At 74.8% G+C, this 24,234-nt stretch carries 20 protein-coding genes; 6 read left to right on the top strand and 14 right to left on the bottom strand.

All coding sequences use genetic code 11. From position 1 onward, the window contains the following. Nucleotides 1-204 precede the first annotated feature (204 nt). Entirely contained in the window at nucleotides 205-3,159 is a 2,955-nt protein-coding gene (locus VKZ81_RS15490) for a UPF0182 family protein (protein ID WP_324242259.1), read from the bottom strand. 193 nt (nucleotides 3,160-3,352) lie between these two features. Beyond that, nucleotides 3,353-4,369, bottom strand: a complete 1,017-nt coding sequence (locus tag VKZ81_RS15485) for a YlbL family protein (protein WP_324242258.1) — start codon at nucleotides 4,367-4,369, stop codon at nucleotides 3,353-3,355. A gap of 223 nt (nucleotides 4,370-4,592) precedes the next feature. On the opposite strand from VKZ81_RS15485, the gene VKZ81_RS15480 reads away from it, so the two are divergent. Beyond that, nucleotides 4,593-6,041, top strand: coding sequence for a zinc-dependent metalloprotease (locus VKZ81_RS15480; RefSeq protein ID WP_324242257.1), 1,449 nt, complete (start codon nucleotides 4,593-4,595; stop codon nucleotides 6,039-6,041). Nucleotides 6,042-6,300: 259 nt separating this feature from the next. Here the strand turns inward: VKZ81_RS15480 and VKZ81_RS15475 are convergent, their stop codons facing one another. After that, a complete protein-coding gene (locus tag VKZ81_RS15475; RefSeq protein ID WP_324242256.1) occupies nucleotides 6,301-6,885 on the bottom strand; it encodes a M48 metallopeptidase family protein in 585 nt (194 codons plus the stop codon). Between the two features lie 117 nt (nucleotides 6,886-7,002). On the opposite strand from VKZ81_RS15475, the gene VKZ81_RS15470 reads away from it, so the two are divergent. Both VKZ81_RS15470 and VKZ81_RS15465 read left to right on the top strand, forming a co-directional pair. After that, entirely contained in the window at nucleotides 7,003-8,076 is a 1,074-nt protein-coding gene (locus VKZ81_RS15470) for a TOMM precursor leader peptide-binding protein (RefSeq protein WP_324242255.1), read from the top strand. 4 nt (nucleotides 8,077-8,080) lie between these two features. Then, complete coding sequence (locus tag VKZ81_RS15465) at nucleotides 8,081-9,421, top strand: ABC1 kinase family protein (protein WP_324242254.1); 1,341 nt, start codon at nucleotides 8,081-8,083, stop codon at nucleotides 9,419-9,421. Nucleotides 9,422-10,110: 689 nt separating this feature from the next. Here the strand turns inward: VKZ81_RS15465 and VKZ81_RS15460 are convergent. The 3 genes from VKZ81_RS15460 to VKZ81_RS15450 form a co-directional block, all read right to left on the bottom strand. Next, the gene (locus tag VKZ81_RS15460) at nucleotides 10,111-10,464 is read right to left on the bottom strand and encodes a WhiB family transcriptional regulator (RefSeq protein WP_414709388.1); all 354 of its coding nucleotides are present in this window, start codon (nucleotides 10,462-10,464) and stop codon (nucleotides 10,111-10,113) included. A gap of 120 nt (nucleotides 10,465-10,584) precedes the next feature. Then, on the bottom strand, nucleotides 10,585-10,758 hold the full coding sequence (locus tag VKZ81_RS15455) for a hypothetical protein (RefSeq protein WP_324242253.1): 174 nt from the start codon (nucleotides 10,756-10,758) through the stop codon (nucleotides 10,585-10,587). 118 nt (nucleotides 10,759-10,876) lie between these two features. Further along, a complete protein-coding gene (locus VKZ81_RS15450; RefSeq protein WP_414709387.1) occupies nucleotides 10,877-12,997 on the bottom strand; it encodes an ATP-dependent DNA helicase UvrD2 in 2,121 nt (706 codons plus the stop codon). Between VKZ81_RS15450 and VKZ81_RS15445 the strand changes: the two genes are divergently transcribed. Continuing rightward, complete coding sequence (locus VKZ81_RS15445; RefSeq protein ID WP_324242251.1) at nucleotides 12,996-13,244, top strand: mycoredoxin; 249 nt, start codon at nucleotides 12,996-12,998, stop codon at nucleotides 13,242-13,244. The two genes, VKZ81_RS15450 and VKZ81_RS15445, sit on opposite strands and share 2 nt — an antisense overlap. Before the next feature lie 69 nt (nucleotides 13,245-13,313). Here the strand turns inward: VKZ81_RS15445 and nudC are convergent, their stop codons facing one another. Genes nudC through VKZ81_RS15420 form a run of 5 tightly spaced genes read right to left on the bottom strand, consistent with a single transcriptional unit; the run spans nucleotide 13,314 to nucleotide 18,953 of the window. Beyond that, nucleotides 13,314-14,246 (bottom strand): NAD(+) diphosphatase, encoded by a 933-nt coding sequence (nudC, locus tag VKZ81_RS15440; protein ID WP_491723616.1) that lies wholly within the window; start codon nucleotides 14,244-14,246, stop codon nucleotides 13,314-13,316. 44 nt (nucleotides 14,247-14,290) lie between these two features. Beyond that, nucleotides 14,291-15,661 carry a M16 family metallopeptidase gene (locus VKZ81_RS15435; protein WP_324242249.1) on the bottom strand — a complete coding sequence of 457 codons (1,371 nt, stop codon included), beginning with the start codon at nucleotides 15,659-15,661 and terminating at the stop codon, nucleotides 14,291-14,293. After that, nucleotides 15,658-16,938 (bottom strand): M16 family metallopeptidase, encoded by a 1,281-nt coding sequence (locus tag VKZ81_RS15430; RefSeq protein ID WP_324242248.1) that lies wholly within the window; start codon nucleotides 16,936-16,938, stop codon nucleotides 15,658-15,660. Before VKZ81_RS15430 ends, VKZ81_RS15435 begins: the two co-directional genes overlap by 4 nt. Before the next feature lie 35 nt (nucleotides 16,939-16,973). Then, nucleotides 16,974-17,933, bottom strand: a complete 960-nt coding sequence (locus tag VKZ81_RS15425) for a phenylacetaldoxime dehydratase family protein (RefSeq protein ID WP_324242247.1) — start codon at nucleotides 17,931-17,933, stop codon at nucleotides 16,974-16,976. Nucleotides 17,934-17,936: 3 nt separating this feature from the next. Then, nucleotides 17,937-18,953, bottom strand: a complete 1,017-nt coding sequence (locus VKZ81_RS15420; protein ID WP_324242246.1) for a carbon-nitrogen hydrolase family protein — start codon at nucleotides 18,951-18,953, stop codon at nucleotides 17,937-17,939. 125 nt (nucleotides 18,954-19,078) lie between these two features. Between VKZ81_RS15420 and VKZ81_RS15415 the strand changes: the two genes are divergently transcribed. Beyond that, on the top strand, nucleotides 19,079-20,056 hold the full coding sequence (locus VKZ81_RS15415) for an AraC-like ligand-binding domain-containing protein (RefSeq protein ID WP_324242245.1): 978 nt from the start codon (nucleotides 19,079-19,081) through the stop codon (nucleotides 20,054-20,056). On the opposite strand, the gene VKZ81_RS15410 is transcribed toward VKZ81_RS15415, so the two are convergent. Next, nucleotides 20,011-21,270 (bottom strand): aldehyde dehydrogenase family protein, encoded by a 1,260-nt coding sequence (locus VKZ81_RS15410; protein WP_324242244.1) that lies wholly within the window; start codon nucleotides 21,268-21,270, stop codon nucleotides 20,011-20,013. The genes VKZ81_RS15415 and VKZ81_RS15410 overlap by 46 nt on opposite strands. Nucleotides 21,271-21,380: 110 nt before the next feature. Here VKZ81_RS15410 and VKZ81_RS15405 point away from each other — a divergent pair, with 110 nt between their 5' ends. Continuing rightward, the gene (locus VKZ81_RS15405; protein ID WP_324242243.1) at nucleotides 21,381-22,769 is read left to right on the top strand and encodes an MFS transporter; all 1,389 of its coding nucleotides are present in this window, start codon (nucleotides 21,381-21,383) and stop codon (nucleotides 22,767-22,769) included. Here the strand turns inward: VKZ81_RS15405 and VKZ81_RS15400 are convergent. Both VKZ81_RS15400 and VKZ81_RS15395 read right to left on the bottom strand, forming a co-directional pair. After that, entirely contained in the window at nucleotides 22,730-23,473 is a 744-nt protein-coding gene (locus VKZ81_RS15400; RefSeq protein WP_324242242.1) for a class F sortase, read from the bottom strand. The genes VKZ81_RS15405 and VKZ81_RS15400 overlap by 40 nt on opposite strands. Beyond that, entirely contained in the window at nucleotides 23,452-24,180 is a 729-nt protein-coding gene (locus VKZ81_RS15395) for a DUF4142 domain-containing protein (RefSeq protein ID WP_324242241.1), read from the bottom strand. The genes VKZ81_RS15400 and VKZ81_RS15395 overlap by 22 nt, the downstream gene beginning before the upstream one ends. Nucleotides 24,181-24,234 lie beyond the last annotated feature (54 nt).

The following is a 24,234-nucleotide window of genomic DNA, read 5'->3' as shown; positions in this document are numbered from 1 at the left end:
CGACCTCTGGGTTATGAGCCCAGCGAGCTACCGAGCTGCTCCACCCCGCGTCGTTGTTGTTGTGCCTCTACTGTACACCCGCCCGTAACGCCCCTGCAGCGGGGGTCCCCGTCCCCGGGCTGTGACGATGATCGCCCCCGTCGACACCGGAGCGCGCTCCGCACGAGGGCGGAGCGCGCTCCGGGTGGTGCGGTCGGGCGCGGGTCAGCCCCCCGGCGTGGGGCTGGTCGGCGTCGGCGTCACCGGCTGGCCGTTCGCCTCCTGGAACTGGTTGACGGCGGCGTCCAGGGCGGCCAGCGCCCGGCCCTGGGCGGCGAAGTCACCGCTCTGGTTGGCCGCGCGCAGGTCCTCGATGGCCTGCTGGATCGCCGACGCGGCCGCCGCCACCTGCGGGTTCATCGTGCCCGGCGGAGCGGTCGGCGCGGCCGGGGTGCCCGCCTCCGCTGGCTGCTGCGGCCCCGGGCTCGGCGACTGCCCCGGGATGTTGGGCACCACGTCGCCGGCGCCCGGCAGCACCTGGTCGAGCGCGCCGGCCAGCGTCGGGTGGAACCCGACCCGCCCGTTGTAGAAGACCAGGACGCGCGCCAGCTGCGGGTAGCTGACCTCCTGGTTCGCCCGCTCGATGTACACCGGCTCGACGAACAGCAGGTCACCCGCCACCGGCAACGTCAACAGGTTGCCGTAGTCGACCGTGCTCTGCCCGTTCCGGGAGAGCAGACCGATCTCCTGGCTGACGTCGGGATCGCTGACCAGCGCGCTTTGCACCAGCTGCGGGCCCTGGGTCGTGGTGTTGTCCGGCAGCCGGAGCAGGGTCATCTGCCCGTAGGTCTCCGGGTCGGAGCTCACCGACAGGTACGCCGAGAGGAACTCGCGTTGCTGGAACACCAGCGCGCTCGTGAGCTGGAACGACGGCGGTGAGCCCGGCTGGCCCGGCGTGCCCGCGAGGATGTAGTACGGCGGCTGCGGCAGCGCGTTCCCACCACCCGCGGCGCCCTGCGGCGACGGGTCCGACGGCACGTTCCAGAACGACACGTTGTTGAAGAAGTCGCCCGGATTGTCGACGTGGTAGCGGGTCAGGAGCTCGCGCTGGACCTTGAACTGGTCCTCCGGGTAGCGGAAGTGCGCGCGCAGGCTCGGGCTGATCTCCGAGGCCGGGCGCACGGTGCCGGGGAAGGCCTTCATCCAGGTCTGCAGCACCGGGTCCGACTCGTCGAACGCGTACAGCGTGACGGTGCCGTGGTAGGCGTCGACCGTCGCCTTCACCGAGTTGCGGAGGTAGCTGATGTCCCGGTCGAGTTCCGGCCGCACGCCGCCCTGGCCGGGCTGCAGCGCGTCGGTGGTGGACTCACCGAGCGGCGTGCGCTCGGCGTAGGGGTAGTTCTCCAGCGTCGTGTAGCCGTCGACGATCCACGTGATGCGCCCGTCCACCACGGCCGGGTACGGGTCGCCGTCCAGGGTGAGCCACGGCGCCACCGCCTGGACCCGGTCGGCCGGGTCCCGGACGTACATGATCTTCGATTCCTCGTTGATCGAGCTGTTGAACAGGATGTTCCGCTCGCCGTAGAAGAGCGCGAAGACCAGTCGGTTGAAGATGTTGCCGAGCGGGACGCCACCCTGGCCGTCGTAGGTGTAGCGCTCGGTGTCGGTGTCGTACTCCATCGGCGGGGCGCCCTCGGGCGCGCCGACGATGGAGTAGGTGTCGATCAGCTCGCCGTAGTAGGTGCGCGGCTCGGTCACCTGCAGGCTCTCCGGGATGTCCGGGCTGTCCTGGGTGAACACCGGCAGCCCGCCCTGGCCGCCGCTGTCTTCGAGGGCGGCGTTGATCTGGTTGGCGGGCGCGGTCACGATCCCGTTGCCGTGCGTGTAGACCAGGTGCTGGTTGATCCACTCGGTCTGGTTGCCCGACAGGCCGCTCGTGTCGAGCTCGCGCACCGCGACGATGAAGTCCTGGAGCTTCCCGTCCACCTCGTACCGGTCGATGTCGAGCTGCGACGGGAACCCGTAGAACGCGCGCAGCTGCTGCCGCTGCGTGAACGTCCGCTCGATCTTGGCCGGGTCGAGCAGCCGGATGTTCGACATCGTGGCCGTCTCGGCGCGGATCTCGGCGGGCGAGGCGTTCGCCTGCCCGCTGTAGGGGATCTCGTTGATGTTCGTCAGGCCGAACGCCTGCCGGGTGGCCTCGATGTTGCGCTCGATCGACAGCGCCTCGCGCTGCTGGGCGTTCGGCGCCACCGAGAACTGCTGCAGGACCTGCGGCCACGCCGCGCCGATCAGCACGCTGGACAGCACCAGCAGCACGGTGGCGATGGCGGGCAGCTGCAGGTTGCGCCGGAACACGGCGGCGAAGAACGCGGCGGCGCAGATGATCGAGATGAACAGCAGGATCAGCTTCGCCGGCATCACCGCGTTCAGGTCGGTGTAGGTGGCACCGGTGAACAGCGGGCTGCGGTTGCTGAACAGCAGCTCGTAGCGGTCGAGGTAGTAGGCCGCCGCCTTCAGCAGCACGAAGACGCCGGCGAGGATCGCGAGCTGCGCGCGCGCCGCCGACGACACCTGCCCGGCGCGGCCGGTGAGCCGGATGCCGCCGAAGATGTAGTGCGTGATCAGCGAGACCACGAACGCGATCGCGACCGCGACGAACAGCCAGTCCAGCACGTAGCGCAGGAACGGCAGCTGGAAGGCGTAGAAGCTGATGTCGATGCCGAACTCGGGGTCGGCGATCCCGAACGGCGTGGAGTTCAGGAACTGCTGGACGGTCTCCCAGTCGCCCTGCGCCGCGAGACCGGCGATGACGCCGATGACGACGGGGATGCCGATCCCGAACAGGCGCAGCCGCTGGATGATCACCGTGCGGTACCGCGCGATCGGGTCCTCGGGGCCGCTCACCGGCACGAAGACCGGCCGGGTGCGGTAGGCGATCCACAGCGAGAGGGCGACGAGCCCGCCGATCAGCAGCGCCCCCACCAGGAACTGCACGATCTGGGTGAACAGCACCGTGGCGAAGACGCCGCGGTAACCCACCTCGCCGAACCACAGCCAGTCGACGTAGAAGTTGATCAGTCGGGAGCCGACGAGCAGCAACAGCACCAGCAGCCCGGCGAGGACGAGCAGGATCCGGGTGCGGCGGGTCAGCGTCGGGGCTCCCACCGGGGGCCGCATGGCCACAGGGCACGCTCCAGCAGATCGAGGTTCGGCCGCGAGGCGCCGGTGCCGGCCGGTGCGGCGGAGGCCTGCTCGGACCCCTCCCACCAGGCCGGACCGCGCGCCCTGCTCACCCAACTCTACGGATCGGGTGTGGAGTTCCCGTCTCGGCCCCGAATGTCCGAGATTCCCGGTTCGGCGGCCGGTCGGGTCAGCAGCTCGGGACCGGGCCGCCCGCCTTGAGCGCCTCGAGCGCGGTGACCGCGTCGTGGAGCGTGCCGACGCGGACGAGCTGCAGGTCACCCGGTCGCGTCGCGACCGCTTCCTCGCAGTTCGCCGCGGGGACGAGGAACACCGTGGCGCCCTCGTCGTAGGCCTTGCGCATCTTGAACGGGATGCCGTTGATCGGCGTGACGGTCCCGGTCGGCTCGATCGCCCCCGTGCCCGCCACGAACCGGCCGCCCGCGAGGTCGCCCGGGGTGAGCTTGTCGACGACCGCGAGCGCGAACATCAGGCCCGCCGACGGGCCGCCCACCCCGCCCAGGCTGATGCGGATGTCGCCGTCGCGCACCCGGGCACCCAGCACCACGCCGAGCAGGCCCTGCTCGCGGTCGGGGCGGGAGGCGAGCGGGATTTCGACGTCGCGGACCTCGCCCGCCCTCCGGTACTGCACCGCGACCACGTCCCCGGGGCGGGTCGGCGCGAGCACCTCCGTCACCTGCCGCACGGAGTCGATCGGCTGGCCCGCGACGGCGAGCAGTTCGTCGCCGGGCTGCAGGATCGACGCCGCCGGGGTGTCCGGCACCAGGCTCGAGACGAGGACGGTCGCCGGCAGCTGCAGCTCGCCGATCGCCGCGGCCTCCGCGTTCGCCTCCGACGAGGTGAACTGGGCGCTGTTCTGCTGCTGGATCTCGTCCAGCGTCATGTGCGACGGGTAGATCGGCTCCCGCGGCACGACCTGGCTCTCGGGCGACGCCCACAGCCCGAGCGCGGAGAACATGGTCAGCCGGTCGGTCACCGACACGGTCGTCATGTTCAGCTGCCCGGTGGTCGGGTACACCGGCAGGCCGTCGACCTCGACGACGGTGGTGCCGTCGACCGTCCCGAGCGTGTCGTAGGTCGGGCCGGGCCCGAGCGCGACCAGGGGCACGGGGAGTGTCGCGCCGAGGACGCCGAGCGCCAACGCGAGCAGGCTCGCGGAGACGAGGGTCCAGGTCCGGCGGGTCACGACGGCACAGCCTATGCCGCCTGCGCGTTGGATCGTCGTACGGTCGCGCGCACGCCCAGCGCGAACACGGCGCGGTGCGGCCCGCCCGGCGGCGCGGGCCACCGGCGAGGACGCGACCAGCCGATTCGGTGCGCGAGCGCGAGAGATCGGCGAGCCCGATCCGGTGCCACCGCAGCGGCGGCGACCGGCGACGACCGGCGAGTACCCGCGTACCGTGGACACCATGAGTGACATCCCGTTCGGCTTCGGACCTTCCGACCGCGACCCGGACGACGAACGCCGCCGTCGCGAGATGGAGGGCCGTGGCGAAGGGGCGGGCGGCCCGTTCGGGTTCAGCGGGTTCCCGGGCATGCCCGGCGGGATGCCCGGCGCCGAGGGCTTCGACGTGAGCCAGCTCGGCCAGATGCTCACCCAGCTCGGCCAGATGCTGAGCCAGGCTCAGTCGAGCGGCGGTGGCCCGGTCAACTACGACCTCGCCGCGCAGCTCGCGCGGCAGCGGCTCGCGGCCACCACCTCCTCGCTCACCGAGGCGCAGCGCTCGGCCGTCGCCGACGCCGTCAAGCTGGCCGAGCTGTGGCTCGACCCCGCCACCGACTTCCCCACGGGCGCCACCGAGACGAAGGCGTGGTCGGCGAGCGAGTGGGTCGACGCCAGCCTCCCCACGTGGAAGCGGCTGTGCGACCCGGTGGCCCAGCGCGTGTCGACCGCCTGGGTCGAGGCGATGCCGGAGGAGATCCGCGCCGCCGCCGGCCCGATGATCGCGATGCTCGGCCAGATGGGCGGGCTCGCGTTCGGCAGCCAGCTCGGCGGTGGCCTCGCGCAGCTCGCTGCCGAGGTCCTCACCTCCACCGACATCGGGGTCCCGGTCGGGCCCGACCGGGTCGCGGCGCTGCTGCCGGAGAACATCGAGAAGTTCACCAAGGACCTCGACCGCCCCTCCAGCGAGGTCATGATCTTCCTGGCGGCCCGGGAGGCGGCGCACCACCGGCTGTTCGCGCACGTGCCGTGGCTGAAGGAGCGGCTGCTCGGCGCGGTCGAGCAGTACGCGCAGGGCATCCGCGTCGACGTCTCCCGCATCGAGGAGCTGGCCCGCGGCATCGACCCGTCCAACCCGGCCGCCATCGAGGAGGCCATGCGGTCGGGCATGTTCGAGCCCGAGACCACGCCGGAGCAGAAGGCGGCCCTCGCCCGGCTGGAGACGGTGCTCGCGCTGATCGAGGGCTGGGTCGACGCGGTCGTCGCCGACGCCGTGGGCGAGCGGCTGCCCGGCGCCGAGGCACTCCGCGAGGCGCTGCGCCGCCGTCGCGCGACCGGTGGCCCGGCCGAGCAGGCCTTCGCCACCGTGGTCGGGCTCGAGCTGCGCCCCCGGCGGCTGCGCGCCGCCGCCGAGCTGTGGCGGCTGCTCGGCGAGCAGCGCGGCATCGCGGGTCGCGACGCGCTGTGGGCCCACCCCGACCTCGTCCCCACGCCGGACGACCTGGACGACCCGGCCGCGTTCGTCGGGCGCGCCGAGATGGGCGACCCGATCGCGGAGCTGGAGAAGCTTGCGGGGCAGAAGGCGCCCGAGGAGGAGAGCCCCGGCGCGAAGAAGCCGGACTCCGCGACGGACGCCGACTCCGAGGAGTCCTCGGGTTCCGAGGGTGGCAAGGACAAGGACGACGGGGACGACTGAGGTCGGGTTCCCCGGCTGACGGCGAGCGGTCGGCGCGTCAGCGGGTTGGCGTCGCGCCCGCCGCGGTGGGTTGCGCAGCACCCGCGACGTGGCAGCCTGCACCCAGAGCGGCTCGTGTGCACCCGAGCGGGACTCGCGCGCACCCGGACCGCGACTCGCCGGCATCCAGACCCCGGCCCGCCCGCACCCAGACCGCGACTCGCCGACACCCGGAGCGCGACTCGCCGGCACCCGGAGCGCGACTCGCCGAGGGTGGGGGCTAACCGGTGGCGGAGGCGGGCTCCTCGGGCTCGACCGCGTCCGGCTCGTCGCCGTCGATGCCCACGAGGCCCAGGCCCGCGGCCGCCGACAGGCCCTCCAGGTAGCCCATCGCGCGCTCGGTGCGCGGGTAGCGGTGCACCCACGCCCAGAACCGGGCGTCGTGGCCGGGCTCGAGCAGGTGCGTGAGCTCGTGCACCAGCACGTAGTCCACGACCCAGCTGGGGGCGTCCCGCAGCCGCTCGCTGATGCGGATGGTGCCGTCGGCCGGCGTGCACGACGCCCACCTGGTGCGCATCGGCGGCACCCAGCGGACGCTGGTGGGCCGCGCGCGCCCCTCGAGGAACCGCCGGGACAGCTCCACCGAGCGCTTGCGCAGCGCGTCGTCGCCCTTTCGCGCGGGCGAGCGCCTGCGGGCCTCGCTGCGTTCCAGACGGCGGACCATCTCGTCCACCCAGCGCCGTTCCTCGGCGTCGCTCATCCAGCCTGGGATGAACACGATGACGGTGTCGCCTTCGCGCCGCGCGCTCACCATGCGCCTGCGGCGGTCACTGCGCCGGACCTCCACGATCGCGGGCTGCGCCATCAGACCAGCCTAGTGCCCCGCAGCCGCGGGCCGGGGTGACGGACCGGACAGCGCAGTTGTCCACACCCCTGTGGACAACTGCGCGCGGGGTGCGGCCGGTCCGCGCACCATCGGGCCATGCGCCGCCCCGCCCTCCCCCGGTTCGTCCAGCTCCCGCCGCACCGGTCCGTGGTCCCGGTCGGCACCCGGTCCCGGTTGTTCGGCCTCGACCCGGTCCGGGCGGTGGCCGTCGAGGATCTCCCGCCCCCGCTCGCGGCGATGCTCGACGAGCTCGCCGGACCCGTGTCCACGGCCGAGCTCGTCGACCGGGCGGTGCGGCGGGGCGCCGACCGGACCGAGGCCGAACTGCTGCTCGCCGAGCTCGTCGACACGGGCGTGGTGGTCGACGCCGCCGAGGTGCAGCGGGCGCAACGGCGCCGGGCGGGGAGCACGGTCGTCGTGCACGGGTGCGGGCCGCTCGCCGTCGGGATCGTGCTCGGGCTCGCCACGGCCGGGGTCGGCACGGTGCACGTCGTCACGTCGGGCGCCGTGCGGGCGGGCGACCTGGGCACCGGCCTCGTCGACTCCGACCGCGGCCGGGACCGCGCCGCCGCCACCGCCGACGCACTGGCCCGGCTGCTCCCCCGGGCGCGGACCGGCCCGCCGCGGCAGCGCACCGTGGCCGACCTCGTGGTGCTCGCCGACGCGGTCACCCCCGACCCCGTGCAGGTCGAACGGCTGCACGCCACCGGCACGCCGCACCTCGTGGTGCGGGTGCGCGACGGCGCCGGGGTCATCGGGCCGCTCGTGCTCCCCGGCCGCACCACCTGCCTCGGCTGCATGGAGATCGAGCGGGGAGCGCGGGACCCGGTGTGGACCGCGGCGGCCGCCCGGCTCGTCGGCGTCCCGGGCCGCGCCGCGTCCGCGTGCGTGACCGCGACGGCGGGCCTCGCCACGGCGCAGGCCCTCGTCGCGCTCGACGGGCCGGACACCGCGGCGGGCCCGCCCGTCCTCGACGCCACCCTCGAGCTCGACGTCGACGCGGGCACGATCACCCGACGGGCGTGGACCCCGCACCCCGACTGCCGCTGCGGGGCCGGGTGGAGCCGCGGCACCCGGCCCGAGCTGCTGGTATGCGAGGACGGTCCCGCTCGGGAGACAATCAAGGAGTGGACGGACTCCCGCGCCCCCTCGCCACCGCCACCGGGGTGACGACGTGACCGACATCCCGCGGCGCACGGCGGCACGCACCGCCAAGCTCGCGAGCCTCCCGCTCGGCGTGGCCGGACGCGCGGCAGCCGGATTGGGCAGGCGGCTGGTGGGAGGCGACGGCGAGGAGATCTCGGCCCAGCTCATGGCGCGCAGCGCCGAGCAGCTCTTCGCCGTGCTCGGGGAGCTCAAGGGCGGCGCGATGAAGTTCGGCCAGGCCCTGAGCGTCTTCGAGGCGGCGATCCCCGACGAGTTCGCGGCACCGTTCCGCGAGTCGCTGGTGAAGCTGCAGTCGGCGGCGCCCCCGATGGCCACCTCGGACGTGCATCGCATGCTGGCCGAGCAGTTCGGCCGGGGCTGGCGGCAGCGATTCCGCGACTTCGAGGACACCCCGGCCGCCGCGGCGAGCATCGGCCAGGTCCACCGCGCGATCTGGCGGGACGGGCGCGAGGTCGCGGTCAAGGTGCAGTATCCCGGCGCCGAGGAGGCGCTGCGGTCGGACCTGCGGCAGCTGTCGCGGATGAGCCGGATCATCCAGCCGCTCGCGCCCGGGCTGGAGATCAAGCCGCTGATCGCCGAGCTGCGCGAGCGCATGGAGGAGGAGCTCGACTACCGCGACGAGGCCGACAACCAGCGGGCCTTCGCGGCCGCCTACGAAGGCGACGAGATGTTCAAGGTGCCGCGCGTGGTGGCGTCGGCGCCGCGGGCGATGGTCACCGAGTGGGTCACCGGCCGGAAGCTGTCGGACGTCATCCGCAGCGGCACGCAGGAGGAACGGGACCGGGCCGCCGCCCTGCTGGCGGAGTTCCACTACTCGGCGCCCGCCTTCGTCGGGCTGCTGCACGCCGACCCGCACCCCGGCAACTTCCAGGTGCTCGACGACGGCCGGCTGATGGTGCTCGACTTCGGCGCGGTCGCCCGGCTGCCGGACGGCCTGCCCCGGCCGTTGTCGGTCATGGCGCGGCTCGCGCTCGAGAACAAGCCGGCCGAGCTGCTGCAGCTGCTGCGCGACCACGGATTCGTGCGGCCCGGCTCGGCGCTGACCGAGGAGGACGCGATCGAGTACCTCGCGCCGTTCACCGAACCGCTGCGCACCGAGTCGTTCCGGTTCAACCGGCGCTGGCTGCAGCGGCAGGCGGAACGCATCGGCGACCTGCGCCGGCCCGAGTTCCGCACGGGGCGCGAGCTCAACCTGCCACCCCAGTACCTCCTGGTGCACCGGGTCACGATGGGCACGCTCGGCGTGCTGTGCCAGCTCGACGCCGACGTCCGGCTCCGCGCCATCGTCAAGCGCTGGCAGCCGTGGGTCTTCGACGCCGAGGACGAGACCGCGAGCCGCCACGCCTGACCCGCGAGTCGCGCCCTGCACCCCGGCGAGTCGCGGCGTGAGTGCACGCGAGTCGCGCCCTGGGCCCCGGCGAGTCGCGCGCTGAGCGCGGGTGAGTCGCGGGCTGAGCGCGGGTGGGTCGCGGGGGCGAGGGTGCGACCGGGCCGGGCGGGCCGGGGCCCGCCACGGGCCTTCGCCGACCGCGCCCCTCGGCGCCGAGGTCGGGGTGAGCGAGCGGACTGGACGGCTTCGCGTCGCGACGCTCGACGAGGTGCGTGCCACCCCCGGCGAGCACGACGGCCCGGGCCGCCGCTCGGGACCCGGGCCGTCATCGGGAACGGGCGGCGCCGCGATCGGACGCCGCCGGGTGCGGACCGGCCGCGGGAGGGCCGGTCCGCACCGCGATCACGCCACCCTCACCTCCGTGCGGACGGCGGCGCGGGCGCGCTCCGCGCGCCGGGCGGCGAAGCGCGCGAGCCACGCCCACCTGCGGCCGGCGGTGAACTGCCGTACCAGAGCGTGGTGCCGCGCGGCCTCGAGGGCCTCTTGGTGTCGACATCTGGCCAGTGCTTCGTGGAGCAACATCGCGATCCCTTCGCGTCCGCGCACGGCCGGTCGCGTACGGTCTGCGGGCTGTGTGGTCGTGAAGTCGGTCATCGGTATCGGCCTCCTGTGGGCTGGTCCTCGAAGGACCCACGCGAACTCTTGGATCAGGCGGACATGGCCGCGGCGTACGCCCGGTCCCGGGCGAGGTCGGCCTTGCTCGGGCGACCGCGAGGCCTCTTGCGCGGGATCACCACGCCGCGCTCGAAGATCTCGCCGCCCCAGACGCCCCACGGCTCACCGCGCTGCAGCGCGCCTGCGAGGCACTCGGCCTTGATCGGGCAACCGGCGCAGAGGGCCTTGGCCCGCTCCAGCTCCGCGGGAGCCTCGGCGAACCACAGGTCCGCGTCGCCGGAACGGCACGGCAGGTCCAGCCCGGCGCGGGGTGCCGCGTCGAGCAGGGTCCCCACGGTGGCGGAGTCGCCACCGAGCCGCTCCGGGGTGATCGTTCCGCCGTCCAACGGAACGGATCGGACTAGCACTTCTACCTCCTGCTGTGAGTGGTCGTGCAGGACAAACAAAAAGGCCGCGGATCCCTGTGGGGTCCGCGGCCTCGGTCTTTCGGCCAGTGGCTGGGGCGTCTAGGTATGGCGACGCCCCTCTGCGGACACACCTGTGCTGTTATCGGTCCCGAAGCCACCGAGGATCACGACGGCCGGACGCTGCTTCCACGCGTGCGCGAGCGCCGGCAGCACGGACTCCACGCGCGGCAGGGCGCCGGGAGCGGTGGCGGCGAGCGTCGTCATGGTGATCACCGGGCACCCCCTTCGCGGGTGGAGTCGTGACGGAAGACGGGCTGGTGAAGTCCGTCGGGCGTTGACGTTAGCGACCCCTGCAGAAGCCGCACAACTTATTTTCGGGAAGTTTCTCCGATCAACTACCTGACTCGGCGACCAGCTCCAACACGGCCTCGCCGTAGCGGTCGAGCTTGCGGGCCCCGATGCCGGGGATCCGCACGAGGGCGGCGGTGTCGGCGGGCCGCTGCTCGGCGATGGCCATGAGGGTGGCGTCGGTGAAGATCACATAGGCCGGGACCTGCAGCTTCTTCGCCTGCTCCGCCCGCCAGACGCGGAGCCGGTCGAGCAGGTCGGTGTCCACATCGGACGGGCAGTCGGCGCAGCGGCGCAGCTTCAGCGCGTCGGCACCGATCAGCGGCGAGCCGCAGACGCGGCAGCGCGGCTTGGGCGCACCCCGGCCGCCACCGTTGTTCGCCACGCGCGAAGCGGGGTGCTCGTCGGGGATGAGCCCGTAGAGGAACCGGCTGCGCCTGCGCCGCCGCGGACCGCCCGGCTGGCGCGAGAGCGCCCACGACAGGGCCAGCCGCCGCCGGGCGCGCGTGATCCCGACGTAGAGCAGGCGGCGCTCCTCCTCGATCGCCTCGTCGTCGCCGTCGGCGTGCTGGATCGGCAGCGTGCCCTCGACGAGCCCGACCAGGAACACGGCGTCCCACTCCAGGCCCTTGGCCGCGTGCAGGGACGCGAGCGTGACGCCCTGGACGGTGGGCGGGTGGGCGGCGTCGGCGCGCGTCTCGAGCTCGACGGCGAACCGGGGCAGGTCGGCGTCGGGCTCGACGGCCACCAGCTCCTCGGCGAGCTCGACGATCGCGAGCAGTGACTCCCACTGCGCCCGCTGCTGCGCACCGGTCGGCGGCTCGGGGGTGAGCCCGACCGGGGCGAGCACGGCGCGCACCGCCTCGACCAGCGGCGCGTCGACCGCGCCCGCGGCGCGCACGGCCGTCATCGCCCGGCGGACCTCCGGCCGGTTGAAGAACCGCTCCCCGCCGCGCACCTGGTAGGGCACGCCGACGTCGGTGAGCGCCTGCTCGTAGACCTCCGACTGCGCGTTGGTCCGAAACAGGACGGCGATCTCGCTGGCCGGGGTGCCGTCGGCGATCAGCCGCGCGATCTGCTTGGCGACGGCGGCGGCCTCGGCGGGCTCGTCGTCGTACTCGGTGAAGTCGGGCTCCGGGCCGGGCGGGAGCTGGCCGACCAGCCGCAGCCGGGTGCCGGCCACGCGGCCCCGGGCCGCGCCGATCAGCGTGTTGGCCGCCGCCACGACCTGGGGCGTGGACCGGTAGTCCCGCTGCAGCCGCACGACGACCGCGTCCGGGAACCGGCGCGGGAACTCCAGCAGGTACCGCGGGCTCGCCCCGGCGAACGTGTAGATGGTCTGGTTGGCGTCTCCGACCACGGTGAGGTCGTCGCGCTCGCCGAGCCACGCGTCGAGCACGCGCTGCTGCAGCGGCGTGACGTCCTGGTACTCGTCGACGACGAAGCAGCGGTAGCGGTCGCGGAACTCCTCGGCGACGTCCGCGTGCTCCTCCAGCGCCGCGGCGGTGTGCAGCAGCAGGTCGTCGAAGTCGAGCATCTCGGCGCGGTTCTTGAGCGCCTCGTAGCCGGCGTAGACGGCGGCGACCTGCTCGGCCGCGGCGGGCGTCTCCCGGCGGAGCCTCGCGACGGCGGCCGGGTATTCGTCCGGGGTGACGAGGGAGGCCTTCGCCCACTCGATCTCCCCCGCGAAGTCGCGCAACGCGGCCGCGTCCGTGCTCGCCTTCACCCGGGCCGCGGCCTGCCCGACCAGCCGCAGCTTGCCGTCGAGCAGCTGCCACTGCCGGCCCCCGACGACGCGCGGCCAGAAGTAGCGCAGCTGGCGCAGCGCGGCCGCGTGGAACGTGCGCGCCTGCACGCCCGACACCCCGAGCGCCCGCAGCCGGGTGCGCATCTCGCCCGCCGCGCGCGCGGTGAACGTGACCGCGAGCACCTGCCCCGGCGCGACGTGCCCGGTGCGCACGAGGTGGGCGATCCGCCGGGTGATCGTGCGGGTCTTGCCGGTGCCCGCGCCGGCCAGCACGCACACCGGGCCGCGCGGGGCGGTGACCGCGGCGAGCTGCTCGTCGTCCAGTCCTGAGTCCGGGGCTTCGAGGGTGGGCGCAGTCACCGGCCCATCCTGACAGCAGGGGAAGACAGCTCGGGCGGCGGTGGTTGACCCGGGCATGGCACAGGTGACGATGTACTCCACGACGTGGTGCGGCTACTGCCGCCGGCTCAAGCTCCAGCTGGACCAGGCGGGCATCGCGTACGAGGAGATCAACATCGAGCGCGACCCCCAGGCCGCCGCGTACGTGGAGAGCGTCAACGGCGGCAACCAGACCGTCCCCACGGTCCGCTTCGCCGACGGCACCGCGCTGACCAACCCGCCGTTCACCGCCGTCGCGGAGAAGGTCGCCGGCCTGGCCGCCTGAGCCGCGCCGACCCGCGGCCGCCGTGCGCACCTCCCACCGTGCGTGCGGCGGCCGTTCCTGTGGCCCGGGTCAGTCGAGCGCGGCCCAGCTCTCCAGCATCGACCTCGCGATGCTCACCTTGCCGGGCAGCAGCAGCCGACCGCCGCCCTTCGGGCGGGCGCCCCAGTCGCCGTCCTCCAGCGCCGCGCGCAGCTCAGCGCGGGTCACCCACATCGCCTCTTCGATCTCGCCGTCGGCGGGCACCAGCGGCTCGTCGGGGTCGGCGACCGCGGAGAAGCCGATCATGAGCGAACGCGGGAACGGCCAGGCCTGGCTGCCCAGGTAGCACACGTCGCGGACCCGGACGCCGACCTCCTCGTGGATCTCCCGCTGCACGCACGCCTCGAGCGACTCGCCCGCCTCGACGAACCCGGCGAGCACCGAGTAGCGGCCCTCCGGCCACACCGGCTGGCGCGCGAGCAGGACCCGCGCCCCCTCGCCCGAACCGCCGTCGTGCACGAGGCAGATGACGGCGGGGTCGGTGCGGGGGTACTCCTCGTGACCGTTCGCCTCGCAGACCCGGTGCCAGCCGGCGTTGCGCGGGTGCATCGGCGAGCCGTCGCGCGTGCAGTACGTGGCGGTGGCGTGCCAGTTCAGCAGCGCCACCGCGCCGGTGAGCAGGCCCGCGCCGAGGGCGTCGAGGGCGGCGCCGACGGTGCGCAGGTCGGCCCAGTCGGTGGGGTCCTCGCCGGCGACGAGGTCGGCCTTTCCGCGCACCGCCCAGTACGCGACGCCCTCGTGCTCGCCGAGCAGCACCGCGTCCGGCGGCGGCTCGTCACCGGTGGTCGGCCGGGTGATCAGGCGGGCGCCGGAGCCGGAGATCATGTCCCAGCGGTCGCGCGGCCTGCGGACCTCCCCCCAGTCGACGGGGGTGCGCCCGCCCTCGTCGATCACGACGAGCCGGGCCTTCGGCCAGCCGGCGAGCTGGCGTTCGCGGTCGCTGCGGATGGGCTCGTCCCGCATCACCACCGAGCGGGACAGGACGGGCGGGGCGAGCAGCGGGAAGCTCACGGACCGACGACCCCGCCCAGCGCGCGGACCCTGGTGCCGATCACGTCGGCGTCGCCGACGACCACACCGGTGAACGCCGTCGGCGCGAAGAACTCCAGCGCCACCTCGGCCACCTGCTCGACCGTGACCGACTCGAGCCGGCCGGGGTGCTCGCGCAGCCACTCGATGCCGAGCCCGTCGGCGGCGAGCGCCGACAGGGTGGACGCGAGGCCGCCCTGGTTGTCGAGCGAGATGAGCAGCGACCCGACGGCGTAGGCGCGGGCGGCGTCGACCTCGGCGGCGGTCGGCGGCACGGCGGTGAGCCTGCCCAGCTCGTAGCGGGTCTCCAGCAGCGCGGCGGCGGTGACGTCGCTCGCCACGTCCGTCTCGACGCCGAGGACCGCCCCACCGGGCACGAACTCGATCCCGGAGTGGGCGCCGTAGGTGTAGCCCTTGTCCTCGCGGATGTTCTCCATCCAGCGCGAGGAGAAGTAGCCGCCGAACACGAGGTTGGCCAGCTGCAGCGCCGCGTAGCGTTCGTCGTGGCGGCGCAGCGCGGGCGCCGAGAGCCGCAGCTGCGACTGCACGGACCCGGCCCGGTGCACGAGCTGCAGGTCCGACGGCCGGACCGCGGGCGGCGGGTCGAGCTCGCGGGCCGGGTGGTCGGCGGTCCAGCCGCTCATCGCCTTCTCGACCTGCGCGATCGCCGTGTCGGCGTCGATGTCGCCGACGAGGACGAGCGTGGACCCGCCGGGCACGAGCGCCGCGGCGTGCAGGGCGCGCACCTGCTCGACGTCGACGGCGGCGACCTCCTCCCCCGTGGGCATCTCCCGGACGATCGGGTGGTCGCCGAACCGCTTGCGCTGCAGGGCCTCGCGGGCGATCGTGCGCGGCTGCGCCCGCGCCACGGTGATCCGCTCGACGAGCCGGTCGCGCTCGCGGGCCACCTCGTGGTCGGGGTGGGTGGCCGAGGTGAGCACGTCGGCGAGGACCGCGAGCAGGTCGGGCAGTCCCTCGGCGAGGCCGGAGCCGGAGATCTGCAGCCGCTCGGGGTCGACGTTCACGCCGAGGTCGCCGCCGACCGCGGCCAGCTCGTCGTCGATGCCGACCCGGTCGCGGGTGGCGGTGCCGGTGAGCAGCGTGGACGCGAGCAGCTCCGCGACCGCGGGGTGCTCGGGCACGTCCCCGGCGAACGGCACGCGCAGCCGCAGCTCGACCATCGGCACGCTCGCCCGGCGCGCGGCGAGCACGCGCAACCCGTTCGGCAGGACGCTCTCCACGACGTCCGGCAGCGGCACCGCGCGGGTGGGCCCGAGCGGCGGCAGCGGGCGCGGCCCGAGCGCGGTGCGGCCGATCTCCTCCGCGCTGCGGTGGCTCGTGACGGTCATTCGCCCTCCTTCGGCTCCACGAGCAGCACGCCGCGCCCGCCGGAGCGCAGCGCGGCCGCGGCCTCGCGCACCTGCTCGGGGGTGACGGCGGCGAGCCGATCGGGCAGTTCGGCACTGATCTCGGCCCGGCCGTAGAGCAGCTCGCGGGCGCCCAGGCCGAGCATCCGGTACATGACGCGGTCGTTCTCCTGGTGCAGGCCGGCCGACCAGCGCGCCACCTGGCGGGCGAGCTCGTCCTCGCTCGGGCCCTCGGCGGCGAGCTTGTCCAACTCCTCGTCGACCGCGGCAACCACGCGGTCCGGGTCGACCGACGCCGGGTGCACCGCGGTGATCGTGAACGTGTCGGGGTCGCGGGCGTCGAGCGGGCCCATCAGGCCCGCGCTCGCGGAGACGTCGGTGACCAGGCCGTCGGTGTGCACCAGCCTGCGTTGCAGGCGCGCGGCCTCCCCGTCGCCGAGCACCGAGCCGAGCAGCGCGTGCCCGAGGTAGCCGTCGAGGTCGGTGCCGGGGTCGGGCATCCGGTAGCCCAGCGCGATGGCGGGCAGCGGGGCGTGGGCGTCGACCACGGTCTGGCGCCGCTCCCCGGTGGGCAGCGGCTCGGCGAACGACGGCCGCTCCGGCGCCGGGCGGGCCGGGATGTCGCCGAAGTGGCGCTCCACCAGCCGCAGCGCCTCGTCGACGTCGAGGTAGCCGGCGACCGTGACCTGCGCGTTGGCCGGCGCGTAGTAGGTGTCGAAGAACGCGGCGGCGTCGTCGAGCGAGGCCTGCTCCAGCTCGGAGAAGTCGCCGTATCCGTTGTGGGCGTTGGGGAAGGTGTCGTACAGCACCGGCGGCAGCAGGATCCAGGGGAACCCGCCGTAGGGGCGGTTGAGGACGTTGAGCCGGATCTCCTCCTTCACCACGTCCACCTGGTTGCGCAGGTTCTCCTGCGTGAGCTTGGGCGCGCGCAGCCGGTCGGCCTCCAGGAACAGCGCGCGTTCCAGCGCCGCGGCGGGCAGCACCTGGAAGTAGTCGGTGTAGTCCTGGTGGGTCGAGCCGTTGAACACCCCGCCCGAGCCCTGGACGTGCCGGAAGTGGGCGAGCTTCTCCAGGCTCTCGCTGCCCTGGAACATCAGGTGCTCGAACAGGTGGGCGAATCCGGTGCGCCCCTCGGGCTCCGACCGGAAGCCCACGTCGACGTGCACGGCGACGCCGACGACGGGGGTGGCGGGGTCCGGGACGAGGAGGACCCGCAGCCCGTTGGGCAGCGTCGTCCGATGCAGTTCTGGCGCAGGCACGCCGCCGAATGTATCCCGAGACGGCGGCCCGGTGCCTACCCCGGCAGCGCGCCGAGCAGACCGGTGCCGGGGCGGCAGCCGACGTACTCGAAGACCGCGTCGCCCTCGGCCACCACGGACACCTCGTGGTAGAGCCGCAACCGGGCCGACGGGCCGAGGGTGGACAGGTACCGCATCGCCGCCCCGAAGATCGCGACGTGGGTCGGGTGGGATTCGGCCCACCGCTCCAGGTCGGCGAGGCTGCGCCACCAGCTCATGCCGAACGTGCGCTCCACCGGCCCGCCGTCCCGCACGACGGTGAGGTAGCGGTTGGCGTAGCAGCCGATCCGCCTGCCCTCGGTGGCGAGGAAGTCCATCCCGGCCCGCAGCACCGGCTCGGTCCAGTCCTGGCCGGAGCGGATCAGGCAGATGCCACCGTGCGGGCGGATCCGCACCCGGTCGGCGTCCCGCTCGACGACGGGGCTGCCCGCCGGTTCCAGGGGATCGGTGGCCGACAGCGGGATGCGGTCGCGCATCCCGCCCCAGTAGCCGTGCTCGGCGACCTCGCCGCTCATGCCCGCGGCGAGCGCGGCGACGCCCTCCGGGCGCCCGAGCGAGGAGAACAGCGTCTCGTGCTCGTGCACGCCCACCCGCAGGACCTCCGCCCAGCGCCCGCAGCCGTCGCCCGCGCCGAGCCACGGCTCGCGGTGGGCGGTGGCCCAGCGGTCGTACCGGGCGGGGTCGTCCCAGTAGGCGATGGCGACGACGTCCGCCCCGTCCGTCGCGACCTCGTGGTGGCCGGGCCCGTCGGCGGCCGCGAAGGCCGCGGCGAGGTCGGCGAGCGCGGCCGCAGGCGGCTCCCCGCGCGGCTGCAGCCCGAAGTAGGCCATGACGACCTGGCGGATCCGCGGCTGCATGCGAGCGACGTAGGACGGGTACGGCGGGGTCCACCCGCCGCGCATGCGGGCGGGCAGGGTGCGCGGACCGGCGAGGTGCGCCGGGATCGCCGACTCCACGGCTCACGCCTCCGCTGGGATGCGGGTCGGGCCGGTCGGCAGCTCGCCCTCGATCTCGACGCCGGGCGCGGAGAACGGGACGACCCGGTCGCCGGGTGTCTTGTTGAGCAGCAGCCGGGTGACGTCGGGGCGAGCGTAGTGCCCCGCCGGGTCGGCGGCGGCCTTCGCCAGGGAGATCATGCCGAGGTCCAGGTCGGCGTAGACGAGCCCCTCGGCGTCCGGGGGGAGCGGCTCGTGCAGGAGGCTGCCGTCGGGGCCGAAGATCCGCGCGTGGCCGCCGCCCGGCTGCAGCAGCGCCCGCTTGGTGTCGTCGGTGCACAGCAGCTCCACCATCTCCTCGGACACGGTGGCGCACGGGGCGATGACGAAGCAGCCGCCCTCGACGGCGTAGATGCGGCTCGCCGAGGTGTTGACCTCGGGGCCGAGGGCGTGCGCGGCGCCCACGTAGAGCGAGAAGCTGGGCCACGCCGCCACGTGCACCTGCTCGTTCTGCGCGTACATCGCGTACTTCGACAGCGGCTGGAGGTGCTCCCAGCAGCAGAGCCCGCCGAGCCGGCCGAGCGGGGTGTCGTACACCGACAGGTCGCTGCCGTCGCCCTCGCCGAACACGGTGCGCTCGACGTGGGTGGGCTTGAGCTTGCGGCGCTGCGCGATCGTCTCGCCGTCCGGCCCGATGATCCACTGCGCGATGTAGAGGCTGCCCGCCTGCCGCTCCGACAGCCCCATCACCACGGTGATCTCGTTCTCCCGTGCCGCCGCGGCCAGCCGCTCGGCCTGCGGCGAGCCGTAGGCCAGCGAGTTGTCGTGGTAGCGCGGGAAGAACTGCAGGCCCCACGCCGGCGCGTCGAGCCAGATGAACCACGGGTAGCCCGGCAGGAACGTCTCCGGGAAGCCGATCAGCTGCGCGCCGTTCGCGGCGGCCTCCTCGATCAGCGCGATCGCGGAGTCGATGCCCGCGTCGAGGTCGAGGAACGCGGGTGCCGCCTGCACGGCGGCGGCGCGGAACCGGGGGTGTGCCATACCCGGGTAGCGTGGCCGCGCCCCGGCGGCGGCGCTGGTCCGTGCGTGTCGGTTCTGTTGACTCTGCGGCGCACCGCCCCCGTCCGGCCCTTGTCCGGCCGCGGGCGCGTTCCTACCGTCTCCCCATGGCGCGCGTGCTCAGCACCGACGTGGTGGACGCGCACGAGCGGCTGGCCTACTGGAACGAGGCCGTGTCGGACACCTACGTCCGGCTCGACACCACCGCCCCCGGCCGCGACGTGGTCGGGGAGATCCGCGCCGACTCGCTCGCCACGCTCGAGCTCTCCCGGGTCACGGCGACCGCGCAACGCGTGCGGCGCACGCCGTCGCTCATCGCCGCGGCCGCCGAGGACTACTTCCTCGTGAGCATCCAGACCCGCGGGAGGGGCGCGGTGGTACAGGACGGGCGCACCGCCGTGCTCGGGCCGGGCGACTTCGCCCTCTACGACTCCACCCGGCCCTACGAGCTGCACTTCGACGCGGCGTTCCAGCAGTACGTGCTCATGCTGCCCGGCCCGACGCTGCGCTCGCAGTTGCGCCGGGCGCCGGAGCTCACCGCCCGGGTCGTGCACGGCTCCCGCGGCGCCGGTCACCTCATGATCGAGATGATCCGGACGCTCGCCGCCGATGTGGACGTGCTGGAGCCGGCCGCGGCCGCCGCGGTGGCGCAAGGCGTCGAGCACATCGTCGTGGCCGGGCTCAGCTCGCTCGCACCCACCGAGCCCGCCCCGGAACCGGAGCTGGCCGCGCGGCGGGAGCAGATCAAGGCCTGCGCCCGCGCCCGGCTGCGCGACCCCGGCCTCACGGTGGCCGTGATCGCCGCCGCGCTGCACACGTCGGTCAGCACGCTGCACCGCGCGTTCGCGGGCGAACCGTGCTCGATCGCCGAGTGGATCTGGGCGCAGCGGCTCGACGCGATCCGGAGGGAGCTGTGCGACCCGGCGCAGCGCCACCGCACGATCAGCGACATCGCCTTCTCGTGGGGCTTCGTGGACGCCTCGCACTTCAGCCGGGCGTTCAAGGCCCGGTTCGGCTGCACCCCCCGCGAGGTGCGGGCTCAGGCGGGCAGCACCACGAACTGCCGCAGCGACAGGTCGAGGTAGGTCACCGGCCCGCGCGGGCCCGGCGTGCGGTCGACGTTGATGCCGGTCTCGGGCAGGCCGAGCAGCTTGTAGCCGTCCAGGAGCCGGGTGGTGGCGTTCCAGAACACCCCGGTGCCGGTGTAGGCGTCGATGAACGCCGTCGCCGCCGCCTCGTCGGTGGCGCAGACGGTGGCGGCGAGCCCCGAGGTCTCCCGGTTCGCGACGGCCGCTGCGTCCAGCGGCCCGTCCACCGGGGCGACGGTGACGTGGGCCTCGGATCCGGCGTCGAGCGCCCACTCGTGGCCGAGCGGGTGCGGGTGCGGCGGCAGGCTCGGGGTGATCCCCCGCTCGCGCAGGGCCGCCTCGGCCACCGGCCACAGCCGGTCGTAGGCGGGCCGGTCGATCAGCAGCAGGTTCAGCCGGTTGCAGACGCCCAGCCGGTCGGTGCTCTCGGTGACCAGCCGCGTGACGGTGTCCGGGTCGGCGCTCGCGTCCAGGTAGAGCACGCCGCCCCCGTCGGCGTGGGCGAGCACCCGGGTGCCCGCGGCCGCGCCGAGCGCCGACAGCTTGCGCGTGACCTCGCCGCTGCCGCGCACCACCACCAGCGGGACGAGGTCGGGGATGCCGACCAGCGCCTCCGCCCCGGCGTGGCCCGGCGTGGGGACCAGCTGCACGGCACCGGCCGGCACGCCACTGCGCTCCAGCGCGGGCGCGATCACGAGGTCGACCAGGGCGCGGGCCGAGCCCAGCGCGGCCGACCCGGTGCGCAGCACGGCCGCGCTGCGGGCCTTGAGCACCTGCGAGGCGACGTCCACGGTGACGTTGGGGCGGGCCTCGAACACCGCCCCGATCACGCCGACCGGAACCCGCCGCTCGAGGACGCGCTCGCCACTCGGCAGCGTGCGCACCTCCCGCTGCGCGGGGGGCTCGGGGGTGTCGGCGAGCACCTCGAGCTGGGTGGCGATGTCGGCGAGCCGCTCCGGCGTGAGGCGCAGCCGGTCCAGCAGGCCGGGGGCCATCCCGCCCCGCTCGGCCGCCGCCACGTCGGCGGCGTTCGCGGCGAGCAGGTCGCCCTCCCGCTCCCGCAGGAGCCCCGCCGCGGCGCGCAGCGCGGCGTCGACGGCCGGGCCGCCCGCGGCGCGCACGCCCGGCGCGGCGGCCGCGGCGCGCTGGGCGGCCTCCCGCACGGCGGTGGCCTCTGGGGTGTCGGTGGGGGCGGCTGTGCTGGTGCTCACCTGAGACAGGTTGCCACGCCGCCCCTGACCAGCACCGGCAGGGCTGTCCGCGCGCACCGCGGGATAACCGAGTTGACCTGAACGCGGGTTCAGGTTGCACGATCGAGCGCGTGACCGCAGCCGAGCCCACCACCGCCGTTCGCGACGAGCTGTTCGGACCGAGCCGGCGGGCGACGACGATCGGCATCGTCCTGCTGATCAGCCTCATCGCGTTCGAGGCGATGGGCGTCAACACGGCGATGCCCGCGCTCGTCGCCGACCTCGGCGGCGTCGCGCTCTACGCCTGGCCGTTCGTGACCTTCATGGCCTCGTCGGTGTTCGCCACCGTCCTCGGCGGCCGCTGGTGCGACCGCGCCGGGCCGGGCGTGGCGCTGGTGGTGTCCCCGCTGCTGTTCGGCGCAGGCCTGCTGGTCGCGGGCACGGCGACGACGATGGCCCAGCTGCTCGTCGGCCGCGTGCTGCAGGGCGCGGGCGCCGGCATGACGAGCGTCGCGATCTTCGTGCTGATCGCGGCCGTGTACCCGGAGCGGGCGCGGCCTGCGGTGTTCGGCCTCATCTCCTCGGCCTGGGTCCTGCCCGCGCTGCTCGGCCCGCCGGTCTCCGGGCTGGTCACCGAGGCGTTCTCGTGGCACTGGGTGTTCCTCGGGCTGATCCCGCTCGTGGCCGTGGCGACGAGCCTCATCGTGCCCACGGTGCGCACCCTGACCCGGCCCGAGCGCCGGGAGGGAGCGGACCGGCCCGCCGTGGCGCTCGCCGCGCTCGGGGCCTCCGCCGGCGTGGCCGCCCTGAGCTGGGCGTCGCAGAACGTCTCGGCCGCCGCGGCGCTCGTCGCCGCGGCGGCGCTCGCCGTGCTGGTCCCGTCGACGCGGCGGCTGTTCCCGCGCGGCGTGTTCCGGCTGCGGCGCGGGATCCCCACCGTGGTGGCGGCGCGCGGCCTGCTCGCGGGCGTGTTCTTCACGATCAACTCCTACGTGCCGCTCATGCTCGAGGCGACCCACGGCTGGTCGCTCGCCGCGGCGGGCCTGCCGTTGATCGTCGGCGCGCTGGCCTGGTCGACGGCGTCGGCGTGGCAGGGCAAGCATCCCGACCTGCCCCGCCCGCGGCTGCTGCGCATCGGGTTCGCCCTGGTCACCACGGGTGCCGCCGGCATGCTGCTGGTCGCGCCCTCGTGGGGCGTCGCGTGGCTGGCGCTGCCGTTCTGGGCGGTCGCCGGGCTCGGCATGGGGCTCGGGTTCTCGTCGGTGTCGTTCCTGCTGCTGCAGCAGTCCGAGGCGCACGAGACCGGCTTCCACACCTCGGCCGCCCAGATCGCCGACCAGCTCGGCACCGCCGCGCTCATCGGCGCGGGCGGGGCGGCGCTCGCGCTGCTCGGTGCGCCCGCGGTCGCGCTGCCCGCGCTGATCGCGCTGCTCGTCGCGCTGGGGCTGATCGGTCTGCTGGGCGCGCCGCGCGCGGCCGGTCAGGCGGGGTCGGCGACGACCACCACGTTGTCGGAGTAGTGCCGGGTGCGGCGGTCGAACGCCCCGCCGCAGGTGATCAACACCAGGCGGGGCGGCCCGCCCACCGCGAACACCTCCGGCGGGAGCTCGGCCTTCGCGTGCTGGCGGCGGCCGGTCACACGGTAGCCGAGCGCCCGGCCGTCGGCCCCGTGCACCACGATCTCCTCGCCCTCGCCGACGTCCCGCAGCACCGCGAGCGCACCCAGCCCGCCGATCCGCGAGTCGACGTGCCCGGCGAGCACCGTCGTGCCGGCCGCGCCGCCGGGCAGCGCGCTCGGCGCCCACCAGCCGACCGTGGACGGGGGCTCCGGCACCACGAGCGCCCCCTCGGGGCCCGTGCGGACGGCCACCACCGGGGCGCGCACCCCGCGCGCGGGGAGCACGAGCTCGACCGGCGGCGTGCCGACCGGGACCGCCGTCGCGGGCGCCTCGCCGTGGGCCGCCCGCGCGAGCAGCCCACCACCGGCCGGCGCGGGCGGGTGCAGCGCGAACGGGTCCGGGGCGACCCGCGCCGGAGCCGCGGGGGCGTCCAGCGTGGCCACGTTCGCGCCGGGCGCGGGGTCGAGCATCGTGAGCCCTGCCGTCACGCACACCGCGCCCGCGGCCAGGAGCGCACGGGTCGTGCGCCGGCCGCGGGCGGGTGAGGCGGTGGGGCCGGCGGCGGCGCCGGTCCCGGCGGGGATCAGGCCGATCGGCGCCGCCACCACAGCGCACCGGCGAGCAGCAGGGCCCCGAGGCCGACCAGGCCGACCGCCACGGGCGTGACGTCCCCCGCGGCCTGCCCGCCGCTGCCGGCGTCGACGGAGCTCGGCGCCGACGCACCCGCCGAGTCCGCCGCCTGCTCGAGCTGCCCGGTGAGCGCGTCGAGGCGGCGCAGCGCCTCCTGCGCCGCGGCCTTGGCCTCCGGGGAGGCGCCGTCGTCGGCGAGGACGGCGTTCGCCGCGTCCCGCACCTGCTGCTGGAGCTGGCCCGCGGCCCGCAGCCAGCCCTGGTCGAACTGCTCGCCGCTGCGGGCGCGCAGGTCGGCGAGGGTGGCCTGCTGCTCGGGCGTGGGCGCCGCGTCGAGGGCGCCGTCCGCCCCCGCGGAGAGCTGCTCGAGCAGCGCCTGCCCGTCGGTCGAGTACTGGGCGGCGAGCGTGCGCACGTCCTGGGCGACGCCCTGCGACTCGCCGAGACCGCCGAGCGCGGCGAGCGCGGCCGCGGCGGACCCGGCCGCCCCGAGCGGGCCACCTGCGCCGCCCTGGTCCGCGCCACCGGGGGTGGCGGCGTCCCCCGCGCCGCCGGTCGGCGCGGGCTGCGGGGCGGTCTGCTCGGCCGACCCGCACGCCGTGACGGCGCCGAACACGATGCCGAGAACCGCGATCAGGGCGACCGCGTTGGCGGCGACCCGCCTGATGGGACCGGTGCGCACGGCTCCTCCTTCGTCTCCTGGACGCGTGCACCGTGGCGCCAACCAGGTCGGCCC

Source organism: Pseudonocardia sp., from assembly GCF_035305885.1.
Classification (GTDB): Bacteria; Actinomycetota; Actinomycetes; order Mycobacteriales; family Pseudonocardiaceae; genus Pseudonocardia.
Note: the sequence above shows the minus strand (reverse complement) of the source record. Positions and strands in the feature narration are given on the sequence as shown.

What these genes read in the sequence shown, in the direction of transcription:
- VKZ81_RS15490 (WP_324242259.1), bottom strand. Translation starts at nt 3,159, where the DNA reads ATGCGGCCCCCGGTGGGAGCCCCGACGCTGACCCGCCGCACCCGGATC.
- VKZ81_RS15480 (WP_324242257.1), top strand. Translation starts at nt 4,593, where the DNA reads ATGAGTGACATCCCGTTCGGCTTCGGACCTTCCGACCGCGACCCGGAC.
- VKZ81_RS15475 (WP_324242256.1), bottom strand. Translation starts at nt 6,885, where the DNA reads ATGGCGCAGCCCGCGATCGTGGAGGTCCGGCGCAGTGACCGCCGCAGG.
- VKZ81_RS15470 (WP_324242255.1), top strand. Translation starts at nt 7,003, where the DNA reads ATGCGCCGCCCCGCCCTCCCCCGGTTCGTCCAGCTCCCGCCGCACCGG.
- VKZ81_RS15445 (WP_324242251.1), top strand. Translation starts at nt 12,996, where the DNA reads ATGGCACAGGTGACGATGTACTCCACGACGTGGTGCGGCTACTGCCGC.
- VKZ81_RS15450 (WP_414709387.1), bottom strand. Translation starts at nt 12,997, where the DNA reads ATGCCCGGGTCAACCACCGCCGCCCGAGCTGTCTTCCCCTGCTGTCAG.
- nudC (WP_491723616.1), bottom strand. Translation starts at nt 14,246, where the DNA reads ATGCGGGACGAGCCCATCCGCAGCGACCGCGAACGCCAGCTCGCCGGC.
- VKZ81_RS15435 (WP_324242249.1), bottom strand. Translation starts at nt 15,661, where the DNA reads ATGACCGTCACGAGCCACCGCAGCGCGGAGGAGATCGGCCGCACCGCG.
- VKZ81_RS15420 (WP_324242246.1), bottom strand. Translation starts at nt 18,953, where the DNA reads ATGGCACACCCCCGGTTCCGCGCCGCCGCCGTGCAGGCGGCACCCGCG.
- VKZ81_RS15415 (WP_324242245.1), top strand. Translation starts at nt 19,079, where the DNA reads ATGGCGCGCGTGCTCAGCACCGACGTGGTGGACGCGCACGAGCGGCTG.